This is a genomic window from Aerococcus sp. HMSC23C02 (genome assembly GCF_001806805.1).
Taxonomy (GTDB): domain Bacteria; phylum Bacillota; class Bacilli; order Lactobacillales; family Aerococcaceae; genus Aerococcus; species Aerococcus sanguinicola.
This window is the reverse complement of record NZ_KV786060.1, coordinates 355,845-373,784: the sequence shown is the minus strand read 5'-3', so window position 1 is coordinate 373,784 and position 17,940 is coordinate 355,845. Positions and strand designations below refer to the sequence as shown.

The 17,940-nt window shown below is 45.4% G+C and carries 18 protein-coding genes; 13 read left to right on the top strand and 5 right to left on the bottom strand.

What is annotated here, in order from left to right; translation table 11 throughout:
• Window positions 1-28: 28 nt before the first annotated feature.
• The 3 genes from HMPREF3090_RS08430 to HMPREF3090_RS08420 form a co-directional block, all read right to left on the bottom strand.
• Window positions 29-1,276 carry an aminopeptidase gene (locus tag HMPREF3090_RS08430; protein ID WP_067974580.1) on the bottom strand — a complete coding sequence of 416 codons (1,248 nt, stop codon included), beginning with the start codon at window positions 1,274-1,276 and terminating at the stop codon, window positions 29-31.
• Window positions 1,277-1,288: 12 nt separating this feature from the next.
• Window positions 1,289-1,747, bottom strand: coding sequence for a flavodoxin (locus HMPREF3090_RS08425; protein WP_067974583.1), 459 nt, complete (start codon window positions 1,745-1,747; stop codon window positions 1,289-1,291).
• Window positions 1,748-1,905: 158 nt separating this feature from the next.
• The gene (locus HMPREF3090_RS08420; protein ID WP_067974587.1) at window positions 1,906-2,610 is read right to left on the bottom strand and encodes a winged helix-turn-helix domain-containing protein; all 705 of its coding nucleotides are present in this window, start codon (window positions 2,608-2,610) and stop codon (window positions 1,906-1,908) included.
• 307 nt (window positions 2,611-2,917) lie between these two features.
• Here HMPREF3090_RS08420 and map point away from each other — a divergent pair, with 307 nt between their 5' ends.
• The 4 genes from map (at window position 2,918) to coaD (ending at window position 6,904) form a co-directional block, all read left to right on the top strand.
• Window positions 2,918-3,739: a type I methionyl aminopeptidase gene (map, locus tag HMPREF3090_RS08415; protein WP_067974590.1), complete on the top strand. Its 822-nt coding sequence runs from the start codon at window positions 2,918-2,920 to the stop codon at window positions 3,737-3,739.
• 274 nt (window positions 3,740-4,013) lie between these two features.
• Window positions 4,014-5,468, top strand: a complete 1,455-nt coding sequence (locus HMPREF3090_RS08410) for an LCP family glycopolymer transferase (protein WP_067974592.1) — start codon at window positions 4,014-4,016, stop codon at window positions 5,466-5,468.
• A gap of 14 nt (window positions 5,469-5,482) precedes the next feature.
• Window positions 5,483-6,400, top strand: a complete 918-nt coding sequence (gene rbsK / locus HMPREF3090_RS08405) for a ribokinase (protein WP_067974594.1) — start codon at window positions 5,483-5,485, stop codon at window positions 6,398-6,400.
• Window positions 6,401-6,409: 9 nt separating this feature from the next.
• Window positions 6,410-6,904, top strand: coding sequence for a pantetheine-phosphate adenylyltransferase (coaD, locus tag HMPREF3090_RS08400; RefSeq protein WP_067974597.1), 495 nt, complete (start codon window positions 6,410-6,412; stop codon window positions 6,902-6,904).
• A 69-nt stretch (window positions 6,905-6,973) separates the two neighbouring features.
• Here the strand turns inward: coaD and HMPREF3090_RS08395 are convergent, their stop codons facing one another.
• Together HMPREF3090_RS08395 and HMPREF3090_RS08390 are read right to left on the bottom strand one after the other, a co-directional pair.
• On the bottom strand, window positions 6,974-7,495 hold the full coding sequence (locus HMPREF3090_RS08395; protein WP_067974602.1) for a PTS sugar transporter subunit IIA: 522 nt from the start codon (window positions 7,493-7,495) through the stop codon (window positions 6,974-6,976).
• Between the two features lie 109 nt (window positions 7,496-7,604).
• Entirely contained in the window at window positions 7,605-8,240 is a 636-nt protein-coding gene (locus HMPREF3090_RS08390) for a YigZ family protein (protein WP_067974606.1), read from the bottom strand.
• 155 nt (window positions 8,241-8,395) lie between these two features.
• On the opposite strand from HMPREF3090_RS08390, the gene HMPREF3090_RS08385 reads away from it, so the two are divergent.
• The 9 genes from HMPREF3090_RS08385 (at window position 8,396) to pstA (ending at window position 17,926) form a co-directional block, all read left to right on the top strand.
• Window positions 8,396-9,766 (top strand): ATP-dependent helicase ComFA, encoded by a 1,371-nt coding sequence (locus HMPREF3090_RS08385; RefSeq protein ID WP_067974610.1) that lies wholly within the window; start codon window positions 8,396-8,398, stop codon window positions 9,764-9,766.
• On the top strand, window positions 9,759-10,448 hold the full coding sequence (locus tag HMPREF3090_RS08380; RefSeq protein WP_067974613.1) for a ComF family protein: 690 nt from the start codon (window positions 9,759-9,761) through the stop codon (window positions 10,446-10,448). The genes HMPREF3090_RS08385 and HMPREF3090_RS08380 overlap by 8 nt, the downstream gene beginning before the upstream one ends.
• A 126-nt stretch (window positions 10,449-10,574) precedes the next feature.
• The gene (gene raiA / locus HMPREF3090_RS08375) at window positions 10,575-11,132 is read left to right on the top strand and encodes a ribosome hibernation-promoting factor, HPF/YfiA family (RefSeq protein WP_067974616.1); all 558 of its coding nucleotides are present in this window, start codon (window positions 10,575-10,577) and stop codon (window positions 11,130-11,132) included.
• 171 nt (window positions 11,133-11,303) lie between these two features.
• Window positions 11,304-12,423 (top strand): peptide chain release factor 2 gene (prfB, locus tag HMPREF3090_RS08370; RefSeq protein WP_180754567.1). Its coding sequence is split into 2 segments (ribosomal slippage): window positions 11,304-11,375 and window positions 11,377-12,423, totalling 1,119 coding nucleotides; the frame shifts between segments, so codons are not numbered across the junction.
• A gap of 26 nt (window positions 12,424-12,449) precedes the next feature.
• Entirely contained in the window at window positions 12,450-13,226 is a 777-nt protein-coding gene (locus HMPREF3090_RS08365; protein ID WP_067974623.1) for a response regulator transcription factor, read from the top strand.
• Window positions 13,223-15,061 carry a two-component system histidine kinase PnpS gene (gene pnpS / locus HMPREF3090_RS08360; RefSeq protein WP_067974626.1) on the top strand — a complete coding sequence of 613 codons (1,839 nt, stop codon included), beginning with the start codon at window positions 13,223-13,225 and terminating at the stop codon, window positions 15,059-15,061. The genes HMPREF3090_RS08365 and pnpS overlap by 4 nt, the downstream gene beginning before the upstream one ends.
• A 184-nt stretch (window positions 15,062-15,245) precedes the next feature.
• A complete protein-coding gene (locus tag HMPREF3090_RS08355; protein WP_101603690.1) occupies window positions 15,246-16,133 on the top strand; it encodes a substrate-binding domain-containing protein in 888 nt (295 codons plus the stop codon).
• 96 nt (window positions 16,134-16,229) lie between these two features.
• Entirely contained in the window at window positions 16,230-17,108 is an 879-nt protein-coding gene (gene pstC / locus HMPREF3090_RS08350; protein WP_067974634.1) for a phosphate ABC transporter permease subunit PstC, read from the top strand.
• Entirely contained in the window at window positions 17,108-17,926 is an 819-nt protein-coding gene (pstA, locus tag HMPREF3090_RS08345; protein ID WP_067974638.1) for a phosphate ABC transporter permease PstA, read from the top strand. The genes pstC and pstA overlap by 1 nt, the downstream gene beginning before the upstream one ends.
• Window positions 17,927-17,940: the final 14 nt, after the last annotated feature.

Genomic DNA, 17,940 nt, shown 5'->3' with positions numbered 1-17,940 from the left:
TTTTGTCCATCCTTTTTACTAGCCTTGATTATACTGAGAAGGCCCATTCGCCTTGCTTAAAGATAGGAACTTCTTCGCCGTTTGCGCGGATGCCGTAAATATCCATAGCTTCGGAGCCTATCATGAAGTCGACATGGACATTTGAGACATTTAAGCCAATAGCTTGAAGTTCTTCATCCGACATTCCTTCCGTGTTTTTAACCGTGGTGGGGTAGGCGGCACCGATAGCTAAGTGGTTGGAAGCATTCTCATCAAATAAGGTGTTATAGAAGGTGAGATTGCTTAAGGAGATTGGGGACCGGTGAGGAACGAGGGCGACTTCGCCCAAGCCACGCGCTCCATCGTTATTTTCAACGAGATCTTCGAGGATCTTTTGTCCTTGCTCAGCCGTAATTTGGCTAATTTGCCCATCTTCAAAATGGACTTCAATGCCTTTAATGGTAGTGTTAGCATAGGACAAGGGCTTGGTTGAACGCACATAGCCAGACATCCGACGCGTATCTGGGGCGGTAAAGATTTCTTCTGTCGGCATATTGGCGATAAAAGGCTTTCCATCTTGACTAAGGCTTTCTGCAGAGGTCCAGATGTGGTCCTTGGGTAAACCGAGATAGAGGTCTGTCCCCGGAGCTAGATAGTGGAGGCTGTCGAACTGTTGGTCGTTCATATAAGCCGCGCGTTTTTCTAGATTATCTTTGTGCTGGTCCCAAGCGGCTACGGGGTCGTCTTCATAGACCCGGCAAGCTTTAAAGATTTCGTGCCAGAGAGCGTCCACGCAAGCTTTGGGGTCATCCGCTAATTCGGGGAAGACGTGTCGGGCCCAACCATAGGAAGCAGCTCCAGCAACGCCCCATTTAATGGCATTTTTCATGGTGGCTTCTCGGCGAGTTTCGAAGGCCAGGCTATTGGCTTTTTGAACCCGATGGACTTTTTCATCAGGAATCCCATCTAGCAAGTTAGGATCGCTGGAGATGATGGATAGGCGGCTAATTTTCTTGTTTTCAATCAGGTCTTTATCGCGAGCGATGGTGTACTCTTCGATAGTGGTTAGATTTTCGCTGGCCACATATTGGTAGTCCATCTTTTTTATCGAATCGTCTTGCCAGGTGAAGTAAACGCGCTTGGCTCCTGCTTCATAGGCATGTTTGGCAAGTAGACGGGCCAGGGGAGCTTGGTCGATGTCAATATAAATCATGACATTCTCCTGACTTTCTACTTGGATACTTTTTTGGATAAGGAGTTGGGCGTATTTATCGAGTAGTTCATTGAAATTCTCCATAAGGACCTCCTTTTAAGCATTCATGGATTGGTAGCATTCAAGGCATTCCGAAGCAAGTTTTTCGATAGCTTGGATGTCGTCTTCTTCTGGATTTAAGTCAACCTTGACAGATTCGCCTCCGCGTGTCGCTCCGGTTTCTGCCAAACGTTCGTCGAAGTCAATAACAGACTGGCAGAATTTTTCATAGAAAAGGTCGCCTGAACCCAAGGCAGCGTAGACTTTACCTGTTAGGTCAACCTCTTCTAGGTCTTCGTAGAGGTCGACGATTTCATCGGGCAGGTCGCCGTCTGTGCCGTAGGTGTAGGTGGCAACTACGCAAATATCTGCGTCTAAGAAGTCTTCGCCGTAAGCATCGGTGCATTCGACCATTTCACAGTCAACACCTAGGTCTTCAAAGGCGGCAGTCATCACGTCGGCAATTTCTTCTGTATTACCAGTTAAACTGGCATAAATTATTAAGGCTTTAGGCATAACATTTCCTCCATTACTCAATTTAAAGCTTTCTCTCTAAAAGTATAGCAAATTATCTCTCTAGCTGCGACTTCCAATGACTCAATAAGGAAGTATAAATAAGAGAGGCCGAATGGTCACAAGAGTGAAGCATTCGGCCAAGCAAGGGCTAGTTTGAATTAACGTAAGGCGTAGATGCTGTGGCTTTCAAAGTCGTCTTGGATATCTTCTGGTAACCAGTTCAATGTACTGCGGACAAGCATTTCTGCAATCACGCGGGTATCGTCAAAACGGTTGTGGGTCATTAAGTAAGAGATATTCTCGACATACATTAAAATCCAAATTTGTGTGGAGAAGAAATCATTCTCCTCATTGCCCATACTATCATTGACTGCAGCAATTAAAGCACGACAGGCTTCAACGCATTCTTCCTCTAAGAAGTCGTGGTCTCCGAGTGAGGTTAAGGTTCTAAGAATTTCTAGTAAACCATTGTAGAAATTTTCACGGTTGTGGTCGTTGAAGGCTTGCTTTAAACCTCTTAGTAACTGGTCACACTCTTCTTTGATTACAGCCCCATCTGTTTGGTTCTTTACCATGCGGTCGAGCAGGCGGAACCAGAGAATGAGCGCATAACGCCCCCTTAAGGCAATAATGCTTTCGTTATTTGGTGCTTCTTTAACAAAGTATCCTCGGTAAGGACGTGTTTCAACAATTCCTTCTTCTTCAAGTACGCTCAAAGCAGCCCGTATCGGACTCCGACTCATACTCAAACGATCTGAAATATCAGCTTCAACGATATGGTGGCCAGTTTTCCAATTATCGCGTAGGATCTGGTCCTTAATATACAAATAGGCCACTTGCTCAAATTTTTGTGTTTTACCCATAATGAATCACCCTTTGCCTTTTTTTGTTCTTATTTTATTTAAGAATTATATATCCCATTCAATTTTATTTTGCGTGAATATCGTATAAAAGTCAATTATTATGTTTTTTAAAGCCATTAATTATGCGAAAACATTGACTCTAAAGCTTTGCATAAGTACCATATTGTTTTTTATGCCTTTCGATACGACGGGGCTATGGAAAAGCGATTTAGGCTATCCAAAAATATTGCATCCAGGTCCTGTCAAAGTTAACATTTTCATGTATACTAGGAACAGTAGTAGAATGAAGAAAGGAAGTCAAATTTTTATGATTACTTTGAAATCCGAACGTGAAATTGAAGCAATGGATCGTGCTGGGTCGATCATTGCCATGATTTTTGAAGAATTAAGAGATGTCGTGAAGCCTGGTATTACGACGGGAGAAATTGACCAGTATGTGGAACGTCGTATTCGCGAAGAAGGGGCCATCCCGGAAGAGGTTGGTTTTGAAGGCTATCCTTATGCGACCTGTACGTCGACCAATGATGAAATTTGTCACGGCTTCCCTGACCGCAAACGGGTGTTGAAGGCAGGGGACATTTGTTCAGTGGATACAGTTTTATCTATCGATGGTTTCTTTACGGATTCTTGTACCACCTTTGCGGTTGGCGAAATTGATCCTGAAACCCAACGTTTACTCGATGTGACCAAGAAGGCCATGTACCTTGGCATCGAGCAGTGTGTAGCTGGTAACCGCATTGGTGATATCGGAGCGGCTATTCAAGAATATGTTGAAGCAGAAGGCTTCTCCGTAGTGCGTGAATTTGTGGGACATGGTATCCAACCCACTATGCATGAAGAACCAGCCGTTCCTCACTATGGGACAGCTGGTCGTGGCCTCCGCCTGAAAAACGGAATGACCCTCACCGTAGAACCCATGGTCAATGTGGGTGCCTGGAAGTCAAAAATGGATGATAATGGTTGGACGGCTCGAACCATTGATGGAAGCCTCTCTGCCCAATATGAACATACCTTGGCGATTACACCAGATGGGCCTAAAATCCTTACCATGCAGTCACCTGTCCCAGGCGAGGATGCTTTAGGTCTTGACCAATTGAAGATTAATTATAATTATCCAAAATCAAATTAAAAAATAAGAAAGGTGCGGCAAAAAGTGTTCAGTGCTAACTGAACTTTTGTCGCACTTTTTACTTGGGTTCAGGCTGTTAGAAATAGTCCTCTTTACAAAGATCCGTCGAAGATGTCTAGTCTTCTCTGTTGCTTTGCTCCAGAGGTCCACTTCTACCCGCGCTCCCTCACACCCTTCTTTAAGAAATGCTAAAGTTTATCTTGTGATTGCTTGGCTATGGTATAATTCATCTATGTATTAGTGAAAGGTATTAAGGTAAAGGAGACTCGAGCCTATGGATGAAGATAAGTATTTAGCGCGTCGTGAAAGGCGGCGGTCGAAAACCTTGAAAAAGAAGCGGCCAGGCTGCTTCATTTTGCTGGGCCTATTGCTTATTTTACTCGCTTTAGCAGGTTTTGGGGCTTATAAGTTCTATGGGAGCCTCTCTCAATTTACCAATAGTATCTATCAGCGTGTTGCCCGGGATAATATGCGGGATGCTAATGTATCCTTGCGCAAGGGAGAGCCAGTCTCGATTCTTTTAGCAGGCATCGATAATGGGGCCCTCTTCTATAAAGATGTGCCGGATGGACGCTCCGATGTCATGATGGTGATTACCATTGATCCCGAAAATAAAAAGTCCCAGCTTTTGAGTGTGCCGCGTGATGCCCTTGGCCCCATGGACCGCACGGATGACTTTGATAAGCTCAACCATGCCTATATGGATTACGGGATTAAGGGGACGATTAACTCCTTGCAGCGTTATCTTGACCTGCCCATTGATTATTATGTCGAAGTGAATATGAAGGGCTTTATCGACATTATCGATGGCATGGGGGGGATTGAGATCACTCCTAATCAAACTTTTACCCAGAATGGCGCCAAGTTTGAGGAAGGGGTGACACGGACCTTAACGGGTGAAGAAGCTATTCACTATGTGCGGATGCGCAAGGCTGATCCAGAAGGCGATATAGGTCGCGAGAAGCGCCAGCAACAGTTGGTCAAAGCAGTGATTGATAAGGTGCTGACCCTCGATACGATCACGAATTTCAGGGAAATTATGGCTGCCCTTGGTAATAATCTGAAGACGGATTTGAGCTTAAATGATATGATGGCCTTGCAGAAGAATTATCTTCCGGCCCTGGCTTCTATTGAACGCTTGGTCTTCAAAGACCACCAAGATCTTAATTTAGACTTTGGCTATTATCTCTTGGTACCAGAGAAAGAGCGCCGGGAGATGTCTAATAAGCTAAGAGCTAATCTGGGCTTAGGACCGACGCAAAAAGTTATTGTTTACCCTCCTAGTTATGGGGTAGTCAACCGTTACTTCAGGGTGATCGATGAAGATGAAGACGGTCAGATAAGTGATGATGACCTCTTGACCTCGGCAAGTGACTATACCATTGCTGATTTGAAAGAAAGGATTCACAAGGCTTCGATGAAGCAGGGGATTAATTACTTTGAAGATGTCTACATGGATGATGAAGGCGTAATGCAACCATCGCTCCTTTACACGCCTAAGGATCAAATGTTGCTTCAAGCAAACCAATTGAAACGTGCCGACCGTTTTGGTGGATCGATCGATTCGTCGGAAGGAAGTGGGGGCCAAGTGCCCTTAGAATCGGGCCAGGGCCTAGGACCAGTTGACCAAGGACCGAGTGCTTTGCCGGGTTCTTCTGGCTTAGTTGATCCTAGTTTAACAGCACCATCAACTGGTTCAGAAGAGACAGGGACAGAATACGCTTATTAACGAGGAGGCTAGTTATGATTGCTGTAATAGGAAGTTTATCAACAGACTTTGTCGTGGAAACGGATATCTTGGCTGATCGTGGTGAAACGGTTACTGGGCGGGACTTCCACACGCTTTTTGGCGGTAAGGGGGCCAACCAGGCTATTGCCGCAGCGCGTTTAGGAGGGCAAGTCACGATGTTTGGCTGCGTAGGAGATGATGTCTTCGGGGCAGAAATCCTAGCTAATCTCAAAAAAGAGGGAATAGACAGCCAGGCAGTGGAAATTATTTCCAATCAGTCTTCGGGTTCGGCCCATATTACTGTTTACCAAGCAGATAATGCGATTATTTATATTCCTGGCGCCAACCAGGAAGTGACAGTGGCTTATCTCAAGCGCCACCAAGAGGCCCTTTTGGCTGAAGAGTTTTTTGTTATTCAAAATGAAATTCCTATCGAGAGTATCCAGTATTTGATTGACTTGGCCCAAAGCCATGGTAAGCAAGTGATTTATGACCCTGCTCCAGCGATTGCCCTGGATGAAAGCTATGTTGAAAAATGTAGTTACCTGACACCGAATGAATTCGAATTGAATAACCTATGCCCCAATGCATCAATCGAAGAGGCGATTCAGCGCTATCCCGAGCGCCTATTAGTCACTCTGGGAAAAGATGGGGTGACCTATGCCCAGCAGGCTGACCGTGCGATTCAACATGTGCCGGCTTTTTCAGTCCAAGCGGTGGATACCACAGGAGCAGGAGACACCTTTACTGGAGCCTTTGCCTATGCCTTGAGCCAAGGTCTGCCCCTCAAAGAGGCGGTGGCTTTCGCTAATGGGGCCAGTGCCCTATCCGTTCAAAAGCTTGGGGCTCAAACGGGTATGCCGACCTGGGAAGAGCTGATAGCTAGTGAGTATTTCCAGGAAGACTGGTTGACTTATTTTGAAAAGAATTAAGGAGGATTTATGAGCAAAAAAGCCTTGTATGCAGGAAGTTTTGATCCGATCACGCGGGGCCATCTCGATATTATCCAACGGGGCGCCCGGCTCTTTGACCAAGTCTATGTCGCGGTTGCCAGCAATACCTCTAAGCAAGCCTTTTTCAGTCCAGAAGAGAAGGTAGCCTTAGTTGAGGAAGTGACAGCTGACCTGGCTAATGTGCAAGTGCTGCAGTTTACAGAGGGTCTCACAGTTGACTTAGCCCGAGACGTGGGGGCTAGCGTCCTACTTCGTGGGATTCGTAATAATACAGATTTTGAGTATGAAATGAATATGGCTGAGATTAATAAGCTCCAAGCCCCTGATATTGAGACGGTGATTCTCTTATCTGATGCGGCATACCGTGCCTATTCATCAAGTATGATTAAGGAAGTGGCTAGCTTTGGCGGAGAAGTTGAGGCGGCGGTACCTAAAGTCGTTGCCCAAGCCATGTTTGCCAAATATAAGGACTTGAATGCATAAAAAGACTCCTGACCAGCAGCTGCTGGTTCGGGAGCCTTTTTCATTGGTGAGTTTTTAATCTTGACTGGCTTATCCAGCGCTAATTTGACCGACCACGTCATCATGCTTGACTTGGCCTTGGGCTGTGATAGTTAAGTCGTCAACATCTTGCATATTGGTACAAATGACAACAAAAGTGTCATCCTTACCAGCTTCGCGGATGGCTTCTAAGTCAACCTTGGTTAAGAGATCGCCTTGTGCAATCACTTGCCCTTCATGGACCTGGTGTTCGAAGGGTTTCCCCTCCAATTCAACCGTATCGAAACCTAAGTGGATAAGGAACTCGAGGCCAGATTCGGTAGTAATGCCCATACCGTGTTCAGTTGGGAAAATCGTCTTAATCTCACCATTAATAGGGGCATAGACTTCACCTTGGCTGGCCTTAAGCGCATAGCCGTCGCCAAGCATTTTCTCTTGGAACATAGGGTCACTGACATCCTCTAACTTGACCATTTCGCCATCGGAAATGGCATAGAGTTCTTGGATACTGTCATCATAGCTAGTTTCTTCTTGGCTTTCCTTATGCTTATTTCGTTTAAAGAAGTCAAACATCTGCACTCCGCCTTTCTATATCTAAATGTATTATAGCCCTTTCTGGGAGCGGTCTGCAACACCAAAGCGCCAAAGCATTAATTCTTAAACATCTCCTCAAGAATATGGCCTAGGCGTCAACGGGGACATCGACATAGACCTTATCTCCAAGTTCAAAATTGGCCTGGCCGCTGCTGAGATTGGTGATGGCTTCTTGGCAGGCTTCTACTTGGTCTTCGGCAACCCCGAGATGATAGCAAACATCTGCAAGATAGGTCGTATCCAGCAGCTGGTAGGGGCTATTTTCAATCCAATGTTCCATGGGCCCGGTGAGCGGGTAGTCCACTTTGACAGCGACTTCTTGTTGGATCTGGCGTTCAACGATACCGATAGCTTGGAGGGCTTCACTCACCGCATGGCTATAGGCGCGGACAAGTCCCCCTGCTCCCAGTTTGGTGCCACCGAAATAGCGGGTGACGATGACAATGATGTTTTTTAAGTCCATTTGTTTAAGAACTTCGAGCATAGGAACACCCGCTGTCCCGCTCGGTTCGCCGTCGTCCATGGCACGTTGAATTTGATTGCGTTCGCCAATTTGGAAGGCAACGCAATTGTGGGTGGCCTTCCAATGTTTTTTATTAATTTCTTGGATGAAATCCTGGGCTTCTTCCTCGCTAAAGACCCGTTTGGCCTGGCAGATGAAGCGGGATTTTTTGATTTCAATTTCATGTTCTCCTGCTTGGCGTATGGTGCGATAAGCTAACATCGCCTTCACCTCATTTCTATACTTACTTTCATTTTACGCGAACGAGAGTCAAATTTCGACTTTTTTATCTTTTTAAGGAAAGTATCTTTACTTTTATAAAAGCATTTAGTGAATAAACGAGCTTTTGGTTTATATATGAGTAAGGAGGGAGAAAGATGGAGGAACATTCAACTGACGCTTTGCGTGGTCGTTTGCTGACGGCGGAAGAAGTGGAGCTAGCCCCTGAGCAAATCGAAGGCTTGGAAGGGGTCCAGTGCCTAGAGGCGGTGTCTGGCCAGTATGGGCAGTTAAGCTGCCAACGCTGCCACAACCAGGACCAGGCGGCTTTTTACCGGAATCCTTGTTTCCAACGTGAAGACTGCTATTATTGCCTATCTTGCCTACAATTTGGCAAACTTTCTTCTTGTGATAGACTCTACCACCTTCCTCGCAAGCCGGCGGTTAAGCCTTCGGAAGCGGAAGTATGTCTAGCTTGGCAGGGGCAATTATCCAACCAGCAGGCAGAAGGCGCCCAAAAGATCCGGCAGAGCTTCGAAGAGGGGAAAGATTGTTTTATTTGGGCAGTAACTGGAGCAGGGAAAACGGAAATGTTATTTCCGGCCCTCCAAGTCGCCATGGCGGACGGCAAGCGTTTGGCCTTAGCCAGTCCACGTTTGGATGTCTGTAATGAGCTCTACCCCCGCTTACAAGCGGCCTTCCCCCAACTTGATATTGCGCTCTTGCACGGGCAATCCGACCAGTCTTTTCGTGACTGCCCGTTGACCATTTGTTCCACCCACCAGCTCATCCGTTTTCAAGCATATTTTGATGGCATTATTATCGATGAAGTGGATGCTTTTCCTTTTGTCGATGATCAAACTTTACATTTTGCGGCTGAGCGTGCGCTAGTTGAAGGGGGCGTGCGGATTTTCTTATCGGCAACCCCTAGCCGGCGACAGGAAGCAGCGATTAAAAAACAAGAGGTGGCAGCTTTTATCCTACCTGCCCGCTACCACCGCAAGGCCTTGCCCGTTCCCCACTATGTATGGGTTGGTAATTGGCGGCAATCCCTGAGTCAGGCTAAATTGCCCCGCCGATTGGATCACTGGATAGGCAGTAAGCTAGAGGCCAAACGCCGCTTTTTGCTCTTTTTACCCCATATTCCTTTGATGCTAGCCTTGGAGGAGGTCTTACACCGTGTTTTTGACCAGGCCCGCCTAGCTAGTGTATCGGCTAAAGACCCTGAACGCACAGCCAAGGTCCAGGTCATGCGGGAGGAGGGCTATGATTTCTTACTCACGACGACGATTCTCGAAAGAGGGGTGACCTTCCCCAATATTGATGTAGCAGTTCTCGGTACGGAAGATCGGACTTTCACCCAGCAGGCCCTAGTTCAGATCAGTGGCCGGGTGGGACGGAAGGCGGACGCAGCGACAGGAGAGGTGGTCTTCTTCCACCAGGGAAAAACGCGGGCCAGCCAGGCAGCAATCAGGCAGATTAAAGACATGAACCGGCTTGCCCATGAGAGGGGGCTGCTCGATGACTAGGTGTCTCTTGTGCCAAGAAAGCATGCCGGCTCATTTCTCGCTCAAGGATTTTTTAGCTTTCCGCCCTATTACAGAAGCTAAGTTATGTACAGCTTGCTGGCAAAGCTTTGCTTGGATAAGTGGGCAAACCTGCCAGCAATGCGGCCGATCTCATGAAGACTCGGATACTGCTTATTGCAGGGACTGCCTGCGCTGGCAGGACCAAGGGTGGTACTTTAAAAACTGCGCCCTCTTGCATTACGACGCAGCCTTTAAGGCCTGGGTCCACCAATTCAAACGCTTGGGGGATGTGCGATTGGCTGCTTCTTTTGAACAAGTCTTGCGTGACTTTCATCAAGGACAGCCGGAAGCTATCTGGCTACCTCTGCCATCGAGCGAGGCCAATTACCGTAAGCGGGGCTTCCACCAAACCGAATGCATCCTAGAAGCAGTCGGCCTTCCCTATGACCAAGCTTTCTTACCCAGCCAGCCCAAGGAAGGGAAGCAAGCACTCAAGGGCCGACGCGAGCGCCTGCAAGCGGACCGCGGAATCCGTTTAGCCCCAACTTTTTCTTATCCCAAAGACCAGGCCTTTATTCTTTTCGATGATGTCTATACCACGGGAGCCACCATGTTTGCCTGCTACCAGGCGCTCGACCAGGCGGGTTATCAGAATTTATCCGGCTTTACTTTGGCACGATAGATTGAACAAATTAAATTTCAAAGGCCTTTTCATTGAAAAAGAAAGCGTTATTTTTTATAATAAGATTAGAATCAAGAAAGCGAATGAGCTTTCGCCAGGAAACTGGTTAGAAAGGAATGAGTATTTATGTTTACTTATAATGTTAGGGGAGAAAATATTGAAATCACTCCGGCTATCCGTCAATATGCGGAAGATAAGATTAGTAAGCTAGAGAAATATTTCGATAATGATCCAGAGGCAACAGTATACGTGAATGCTAAGGTTTATCAAAACCATGATGCGAAAGCAGAAGTTACCATTCCTCTCCCACGATTGACGCTCCGTGCAGAAGTTACTTCACAAGACCTCTACGGGAGCATCGATTTAGTGGTAGATAAACTAGAGCGCCAAGTTCACAAGTATAAAACACGGATGAACCGCCGCTCTCGGGAAAAAGGACTCGGTGAAATTGCTGCTGATGAGCAGAAAGCTGGGGGCGACGATCATGGGATTGAAATCGTTCGTCAAAAAACTTTCTCAGTTAAACCGATGTCAGCAGAAGAAGCTGTTCTCCAAATGGACTTACTCGGCCACAACTTCTTCATCTTTGAAAATGCAGAGACCGAAAGCTTTGCCTTAGTTTATAAACGTCATGATGGCAAATATGGTTTAATTGATATTGAAGAGGAATTTACTAAAGATTAAGCTCAGCCTGATAAAATTTATCTGTCTTAAAGAGTCAGCTTAAAGCTGGCTCTTTTTGTATGCATTTGAAAATGTTTAGAAAGAGGATTCAACTTGTGCTTGTTAGAAATTTCTTTATAATTAGAATTGAAGGTTTTTAGCTAATTATATAGATAGAAAGTGTGGGATATAATGGAATTGTACGAAATTCGTCATTTGCTCGATGGGGACCGCGATCAATTGGAAAGCTTCAGGGGGTCTCTTTGACTTAGACAGTTTGGAAGAGACGATTGCTGAAAACGAAGCGAAAATGCTGGATCCATCCTTTTGGGACGATTCGGACAAGGCGCAGGAATTGATTCAAGCCAATAACCAGGCGAAGTCTGTTTATCAAACCTTCCATGACTTGGAGGAAGAGTACGAGGAGCTTGAGACGCTCTATGAATTGGTCAGTGAGGAACCTGATGATCCCGATCTTGGGACAGAATTGCAGGATAAGATGCAAGCTTTCACCCAAGCAATGGTTAAGTATGAACGAAACATGCTGCTAAGCGGCGAGTATGATAAGCTTTCAGCGATCGTTGAAGTTCATCCGGGAGCCGGGGGAACGGAATCCCAAGATTGGGCAAGTATGTTGACCCGGATGTACGAACGTTGGGCGAGCCAACATGGTTATAAGATTAATTACTTAGACTATCAATCTGGGGATGAAGCAGGCATTAAGACGGTTTCGATGGAAATTCTCGGCCACAATGCATATGGTCTCTTGAAGTCTGAACATGGGATACATCGTTTGGTAAGAATTTCACCCTTTGATTCCAATAGTCGCCGGCATACCTCCTTTGCCTCAGTAGAGGTGATGCCAGAGATTGACCAACAGACAGAGATTGAGATTAATCCTGATGATATTGAAATGGACGTTTTTCGTGCGTCAGGGGCTGGGGGCCAGCATGTTAACAAGACATCATCAGCTGTCCGCCTCAAGCACTTGCCCACGGGAATTGTTGTTGCCTCCCAAGACCAGCGTTCCCAGTTCCAGAACCGGGAAGTCGCCATGCGGATGCTCCAAGCTAAATTGGCTCGGATTCTAGAGGAAGAAAATGCTAAGGAGTTGGATGAAATTCGCGGTGAGAAATCTCAGATTGCCTGGGGCTCTCAGATCCGGTCTTATGTTTTCCATCCTTACAACATGGTCAAGGACCACCGAACGAATTGCGAAACAGGCGATGTCGATGGGGTGATGGATGGTGAGATTGATCTCTTTATTGATGCCTATCTTAAGGCTCAGTTGAATAATGAAGTTGAGAATTAAGTCGTGATGAAGATGGGGTGTAAGGAATGAAAAAGGTACTAATTGTTGATGATGAAGCGTCAATCCGTAAGTTATTGCAATTCAACTTGGAAAAGGAAGGCTATGACGTGACGACGGCGGAAGATGGTAACCGGGGTTACGAATTAGGGAAAAGCAATGAATTTGACCTGATCATCCTGGATATTATGTTGCCAGGTATTGATGGGATGGAAATTTGTCGCCGTCTCCGACAAAAAAATATCGAAACAGCCATCCTCATGTTAACAGCTAAGGACCAAGAGTTGGAGAAGATTATCGGACTTGAACTAGGGGCGGATGACTATATGACGAAGCCTTTCAGTCCGCGTGAAGTCCTGGCACGGATGAAGGCGATCCTGCGCCGGTCCACTCGGCAGTCGGAAGAAAAAGCCAAGTCCCAAGCAGAGGCTGACTCCCTGCGCCAGCATGTGGCTGAAAATTCCTACCCAGTTCCAGCAGATGACTTAGAGGAAGATGAGTTAGTTAAGGTGGGAGATATTATCATCAATACGGGAGACTTTTCCGTTAGCGTGCGGGGCGAGCTTGTTGATATGACACCTAAAGAATTTGACTTGCTTTACTATATGTCCAAACGGGTGAACCGGACCCTATCGCGGGAACAATTGCTACAGAAAATATGGGATTTTGACTATCCAGTGGAAACGCGTATTGTGGATGTTCATATTAGCCATTTGCGGGAAAAAATCGAAGAAGATACTAAGAAACCTCAATATATTAAGACGGTTCGGGGCTTCGGCTATAAGTTTGAGGTTCCTAAGCCATGAAGCGGCTCACAGCACGTTTAACGGGTCTTTTTGCCCTACTTTTTATTCTTTATAGTTTTCTTTTTGCCTATAATGCCAACTTAGTGGTGGAACACGTTGTAGGTGAGGAAACACAGGAACAGATGACAGAGACAGCCGCTACTTTGCGCAAGTCCTTTATGTCCTTAAATGAAGAAAATATTCAAAATCGTGACCGCAAATGGGTGGGAATGATTAATAACTTGATTGGTGTTCTCAACCCAGCTGAGCGGATCATTATTTACGATATGGACAAGCGGGAATTAATTGCTATGGGGAACGCGGACTTGCCTGCTGCACCTCGAGAAAGTCAAGCTTTTGACAGGGCCTGGGCCAATACGACAGATTTTAAGACCCATGATAACAATTCGGAAGATAATACAATCTATCAGTATACGGAATTTATGCGCAATAGTAAGGGAGATCCCATTGCCTATATTCAAATTATCCGGGCGGTGTCCGATCTTTCTGCTGCCCAGTCACGCTTGATGGGGATTGCATTTATCTGTTCGATACTGGCTATGGCTGTCTTATTAGCCTTGCTCTATTATTATTTCAAACGTTTGTCAAATCCTGTCCAGGCTATTACCCGGATTGTCGATGACCTTTCTCATAATGATTATCAGAGTCGCTATGAAAGTAAGGGGATCGAGGAGTTCGATGAAATCGGTCGCAATATTAACGGGCTTGCAGAGAATTTAGAACGGCAGCAGGGGCAGATTCTAACCCAACAGAAACGATTAAACCAGCTGATTGACTATCTGATTGTTGGGGTCCTCCTCATTGATGACCAGCAGCGTATCCAGGTAAGTAACTCAGCCTTCTTTACGATACTAGGTATTGAGACGGATGATATTTGGGGCAAGCGCTATGATAATGTGCTCCATGGTTACCGGCTCAAACAGATGATTGAGAATTGTTTTCAAGACAAGAGTAATTACAACGATGAGGTTTACTTATACTATCCCAAAGAAGTTATCTTAGATGTGAATGTGATTTATATCGAGGAATCGCCGGCGGGTCCTGATACGGGCAGCCAGGTGATTGTTCTGATTTATGATATCACTGAAATAAGACGCTTAGAGAAGGTTCGAACAGATTTCATTTCCAATGCCTCCCACGAGTTGAAGACGCCGATTACCTCGATCCAAGGCTTTGCTGAAACTCTCTTAGATGGGGCCTTGGAAGATCCTGACTTGGCCCAGGAATTTGTCGGCATCATAGCCTCTGAGAGTAATCGTTTAACCTCCTTGATTTCAGATATTTTGGACTTGTCTAAGATTGAACAGGATCAGATCGGCCATAAGGTAGAAAGTATTGACCTGGAAGTTCTGGCTAACGGCGCTTTGGTGAAAGCGGAAGAATTAGCCTTGCGGAAAGGAATCTCACTGCATACGGTGAATCTCCACGAGGAACCGATTATTTTCAATAGTGAAGCTGGCCGGATCGATCAAATATTAACGAATCTCGTGAACAATGGGATCAAGTACACTAATCCGGGTGGCGATGTCTGGATTATCTTAGACCTGATGGAAGCAGAGGGTTACGTTCATATTAGCGTCAAGGATAATGGTGTCGGGATTCCCCGTGAAGACTTGCCCCGTATTTTTGAACGCTTTTACCGGGTGAGCAAGGACCGGTCAACCAATTCAGGAGGGACAGGTCTCGGTTTATCTATTGTTCGTAACTTGGTCAATAGCATGAACGGGAAGATCCATGTAGAGAGTCAATATGGCCAGGGCTCTTGTTTCAATGTCTATCTGCCTATGCTCGATTTGGAAGATAATGATGACGGAATTGAGATTTTAGAAGAATAGTTTTTTTAATTTTAAGTTATAACAAACTTTACATAAAATTTACAAAACTTTAACATTACTCGCTGATTTTTAGCCCAAACTATACAAGAAATTTACAATTAACGTGTATGATTAATATATAGCAAAAAATATTAATCCAAATGAACTCCAAGAGTTTAGGAAGGACGGTTAATTCATGGTAGAAATGAAGAAGTTTTCAAAATTAATCACTGTATTAGGGAGTGCGGCTCTATTAGCTGCATGTGGTAACTCAGCTAGCGATAGCGGTGATTCTGAAGCTGATGCAGGTGGCGCTTCTGGTGCTCCTGAAGGTTTAATCCAAGTGATCAGCCGTGAAGAAGGATCTGGTACACGTGATGCCTTTGTTGAAATTACAGGTGTTAAAGAAGGCGACAACGATAACACAACGGATATGGCAGATATCCAAAACTCAACAGACGGCGTGATGACTTCTGTCGCTGGGGACCCAGCAGCTATTGGTTACATTTCTTTAGGGTCATTAAACGATACCGTTAAGGCCTTAAATGTCAATGGCGTTGAACCAACTGAAGAAAATGTTGCTTCTGGTGAATATGCGATTGCTCGTCCATTTAATATTGTTCACAAGGGCGACTTAGAAGGCGCAGCTCAAGACTTCCATGACTTCATCTTCTCTAAGGAAGGCCAAGACATTATCTTAGCTGAAGGCTATGTGCCAGTGAAGAGTGATGCTGAGGCTTATGCCGGCGACGGTTCTGCAGAAGGAAATATCAATATCTCTGGTTCCACTTCTGTTGGCCCTGTTATGGAAAAATTAAAAGAAGAATATGAAAAGTTAAACCCAGGTGTAAGCATTAACATCACCCAAAACGGTTCTGGTGCAGGGGTACAAGCTGCCCAAGAAGGAACCGCTGATATCGGTATGGCTTCCCGTGAACTTAAGGAAGACGAAACAGATGTTGAAGCAGAAGCAATTGCCCAAGATGGGATTGCTGTTATTGTAAATAATGAAAATGGTTTAGGAGATATTACTTTAGAAAGTGTTAAAGGTATCTTCGTGGGTGAAATCACAGATTGGTCAGAAGTTAAATAGTGACCTAGCTTAAGAAGAGAGGAGGACAGCTACTATTGAACACTAGTAGCTGTTTTCCAATGTTTATGAGACTTGTATATTTTAGAGGAGAAAGCAATGAATCAAAATAATACACTTGAAGTCGTAATGAAGTGGATTTTCTTCATCTGCGCCTTGCTGTCTATCTTTGCTTTAGCAGCAATTTGCTACTTCATTTTTGCACGCAGTATTCCTTTCTTAGCTGACTATGGCCTGGGAAGCTTTCTGTTTGGTGATACTTGGAAGCCAACTAATGATATCTATGGGATTGCTCCAATGCTGGTTGGATCTTTCTATGTAACCTGCCTGGCTATTTTGTTTGGGGTTCCGACTGGCATTTTTACAGCAGTCTTTATGGCCTTCTACTGCCCTGACAAATTGCATAAAATCCTTAAACCTGGGGTCAACCTGATGGCTGGGATTCCATCCATCGTTTATGGTTACTTCGGTTTGGTGGTTTTAGTTCCGATTATCCGTAAGACGGTTCGGTCGATGGGAATTCCTTCCAGTGGGATGAGTGTATTTACAGCTGGCCTAGTTTTGGGTATTATGATCTTACCGACTATTATTACCATGTCCGAATCATCCTTGCGTGCGGTTCCTAAGTCCTATTACCAAGCTTCTGTTGGTTTGGGGGCAACTCACGACCGGACAGCCTACCGCATTATGGTACCAGCTGCTCGCTCGGGGATTCTGGCCTCCGTTATTATGGGGATTGGTCGGGCTGTCGGCGAAACCATGGCGGTTATCATGGTAGCCGGGAACGCGGCTGTCTTCCCTAAAGGTCTCTTCCAAGGGACCCGGACCATGACAGCTAACATTATGCTAGAAATGGCCTATGCATCTGGCGACCACCGGAGCGCTTTGATTGCCACAGGGGCTGTACTCTTTGTCATCGTCCTAATGATCAACGGGATCTTAGCAGTTGTTAAACGCAAAGGAGGCGTGCAAGGCTAATGGATAGAGCATTAAAGTACCTAACCTATTTCTTTACTATCGTAACTTTTGCTTGGCTTATCTATATTATCGGCTATGTGTTAATTAATGGGATTCCTTACCTATCAGCAGACCTTTTTGCCTTTGAGTATACAACAGATAATGTGTCGATGATGCCCGCCATTATCACAACCATTTATGTGATCCTAGGAGCCTTGTTAATTGCTGTACCTCTGGGGGTCTTCGCTGGTTTTTATTTGATTGAATATGCTGGTAAGAACAATAAATGGGTAGAAGCCATTCGGGTAGCTTCTGACACCTTATCAGGGGTTCCATCCATTGTTTATGGTTTGTTCGGGATGCTAGCCTTTGTTATTGCTGCTGGCTTCCAATATTCATTACTAGCAGGTATCTTGACCATGGCGGTTATGGTCCTTCCATTAATTATTCGGAATACCGAAGAAGGGCTGATGTCTGTTAGTGACAAGATGCGTGAAGGGAGCTTTGGTTTAGGGGCTGGTAAGCTACGGACCATCTTCAAGATTGTTTTACCAGTGGCTATGCCTGGTATCCTATCCGGTATCATCTTAGCGATTGGACGGATTGTTGGGGAAACGGCGGCTCTTATGTACACCTTAGGGACCGCAACTAGCTTGCCCGATAGCTTATTTGCATCTGGTCGGACACTGGCCTTACACATGTATATTTTATCAACAGAAGGCTTGCACCGTGACCAAGCCATGGCAACAGGTGTTGTCTTACTATTATTTGTATTAATTATCAACGGATTATCGACTTGGTTATCCAATAAATTAGGAGCTCAAGGGGGACAAAAATAAAATGGCAGAAGAAC

What these genes read in the sequence shown, in the direction of transcription:
- HMPREF3090_RS08430 (WP_067974580.1), bottom strand. Translation starts at nt 1,276, where the DNA reads ATGGAGAATTTCAATGAACTACTCGATAAATACGCCCAACTCCTTATC.
- HMPREF3090_RS08425 (WP_067974583.1), bottom strand. Translation starts at nt 1,747, where the DNA reads ATGCCTAAAGCCTTAATAATTTATGCCAGTTTAACTGGTAATACAGAA.
- HMPREF3090_RS08420 (WP_067974587.1), bottom strand. Translation starts at nt 2,610, where the DNA reads ATGGGTAAAACACAAAAATTTGAGCAAGTGGCCTATTTGTATATTAAG.
- map (WP_067974590.1), top strand. Translation starts at nt 2,918, where the DNA reads ATGATTACTTTGAAATCCGAACGTGAAATTGAAGCAATGGATCGTGCT.
- HMPREF3090_RS08410 (WP_067974592.1), top strand. Translation starts at nt 4,014, where the DNA reads ATGGATGAAGATAAGTATTTAGCGCGTCGTGAAAGGCGGCGGTCGAAA.
- rbsK (WP_067974594.1), top strand. Translation starts at nt 5,483, where the DNA reads ATGATTGCTGTAATAGGAAGTTTATCAACAGACTTTGTCGTGGAAACG.
- coaD (WP_067974597.1), top strand. Translation starts at nt 6,410, where the DNA reads ATGAGCAAAAAAGCCTTGTATGCAGGAAGTTTTGATCCGATCACGCGG.
- HMPREF3090_RS08395 (WP_067974602.1), bottom strand. Translation starts at nt 7,495, where the DNA reads ATGTTTGACTTCTTTAAACGAAATAAGCATAAGGAAAGCCAAGAAGAA.
- HMPREF3090_RS08390 (WP_067974606.1), bottom strand. Translation starts at nt 8,240, where the DNA reads ATGTTAGCTTATCGCACCATACGCCAAGCAGGAGAACATGAAATTGAA.
- HMPREF3090_RS08385 (WP_067974610.1), top strand. Translation starts at nt 8,396, where the DNA reads ATGGAGGAACATTCAACTGACGCTTTGCGTGGTCGTTTGCTGACGGCG.
- HMPREF3090_RS08380 (WP_067974613.1), top strand. Translation starts at nt 9,759, where the DNA reads ATGACTAGGTGTCTCTTGTGCCAAGAAAGCATGCCGGCTCATTTCTCG.
- raiA (WP_067974616.1), top strand. Translation starts at nt 10,575, where the DNA reads ATGTTTACTTATAATGTTAGGGGAGAAAATATTGAAATCACTCCGGCT.
- HMPREF3090_RS08365 (WP_067974623.1), top strand. Translation starts at nt 12,450, where the DNA reads ATGAAAAAGGTACTAATTGTTGATGATGAAGCGTCAATCCGTAAGTTA.
- pnpS (WP_067974626.1), top strand. Translation starts at nt 13,223, where the DNA reads ATGAAGCGGCTCACAGCACGTTTAACGGGTCTTTTTGCCCTACTTTTT.
- HMPREF3090_RS08355 (WP_101603690.1), top strand. Translation starts at nt 15,246, where the DNA reads ATGAAGAAGTTTTCAAAATTAATCACTGTATTAGGGAGTGCGGCTCTA.
- pstC (WP_067974634.1), top strand. Translation starts at nt 16,230, where the DNA reads ATGAATCAAAATAATACACTTGAAGTCGTAATGAAGTGGATTTTCTTC.
- pstA (WP_067974638.1), top strand. Translation starts at nt 17,108, where the DNA reads ATGGATAGAGCATTAAAGTACCTAACCTATTTCTTTACTATCGTAACT.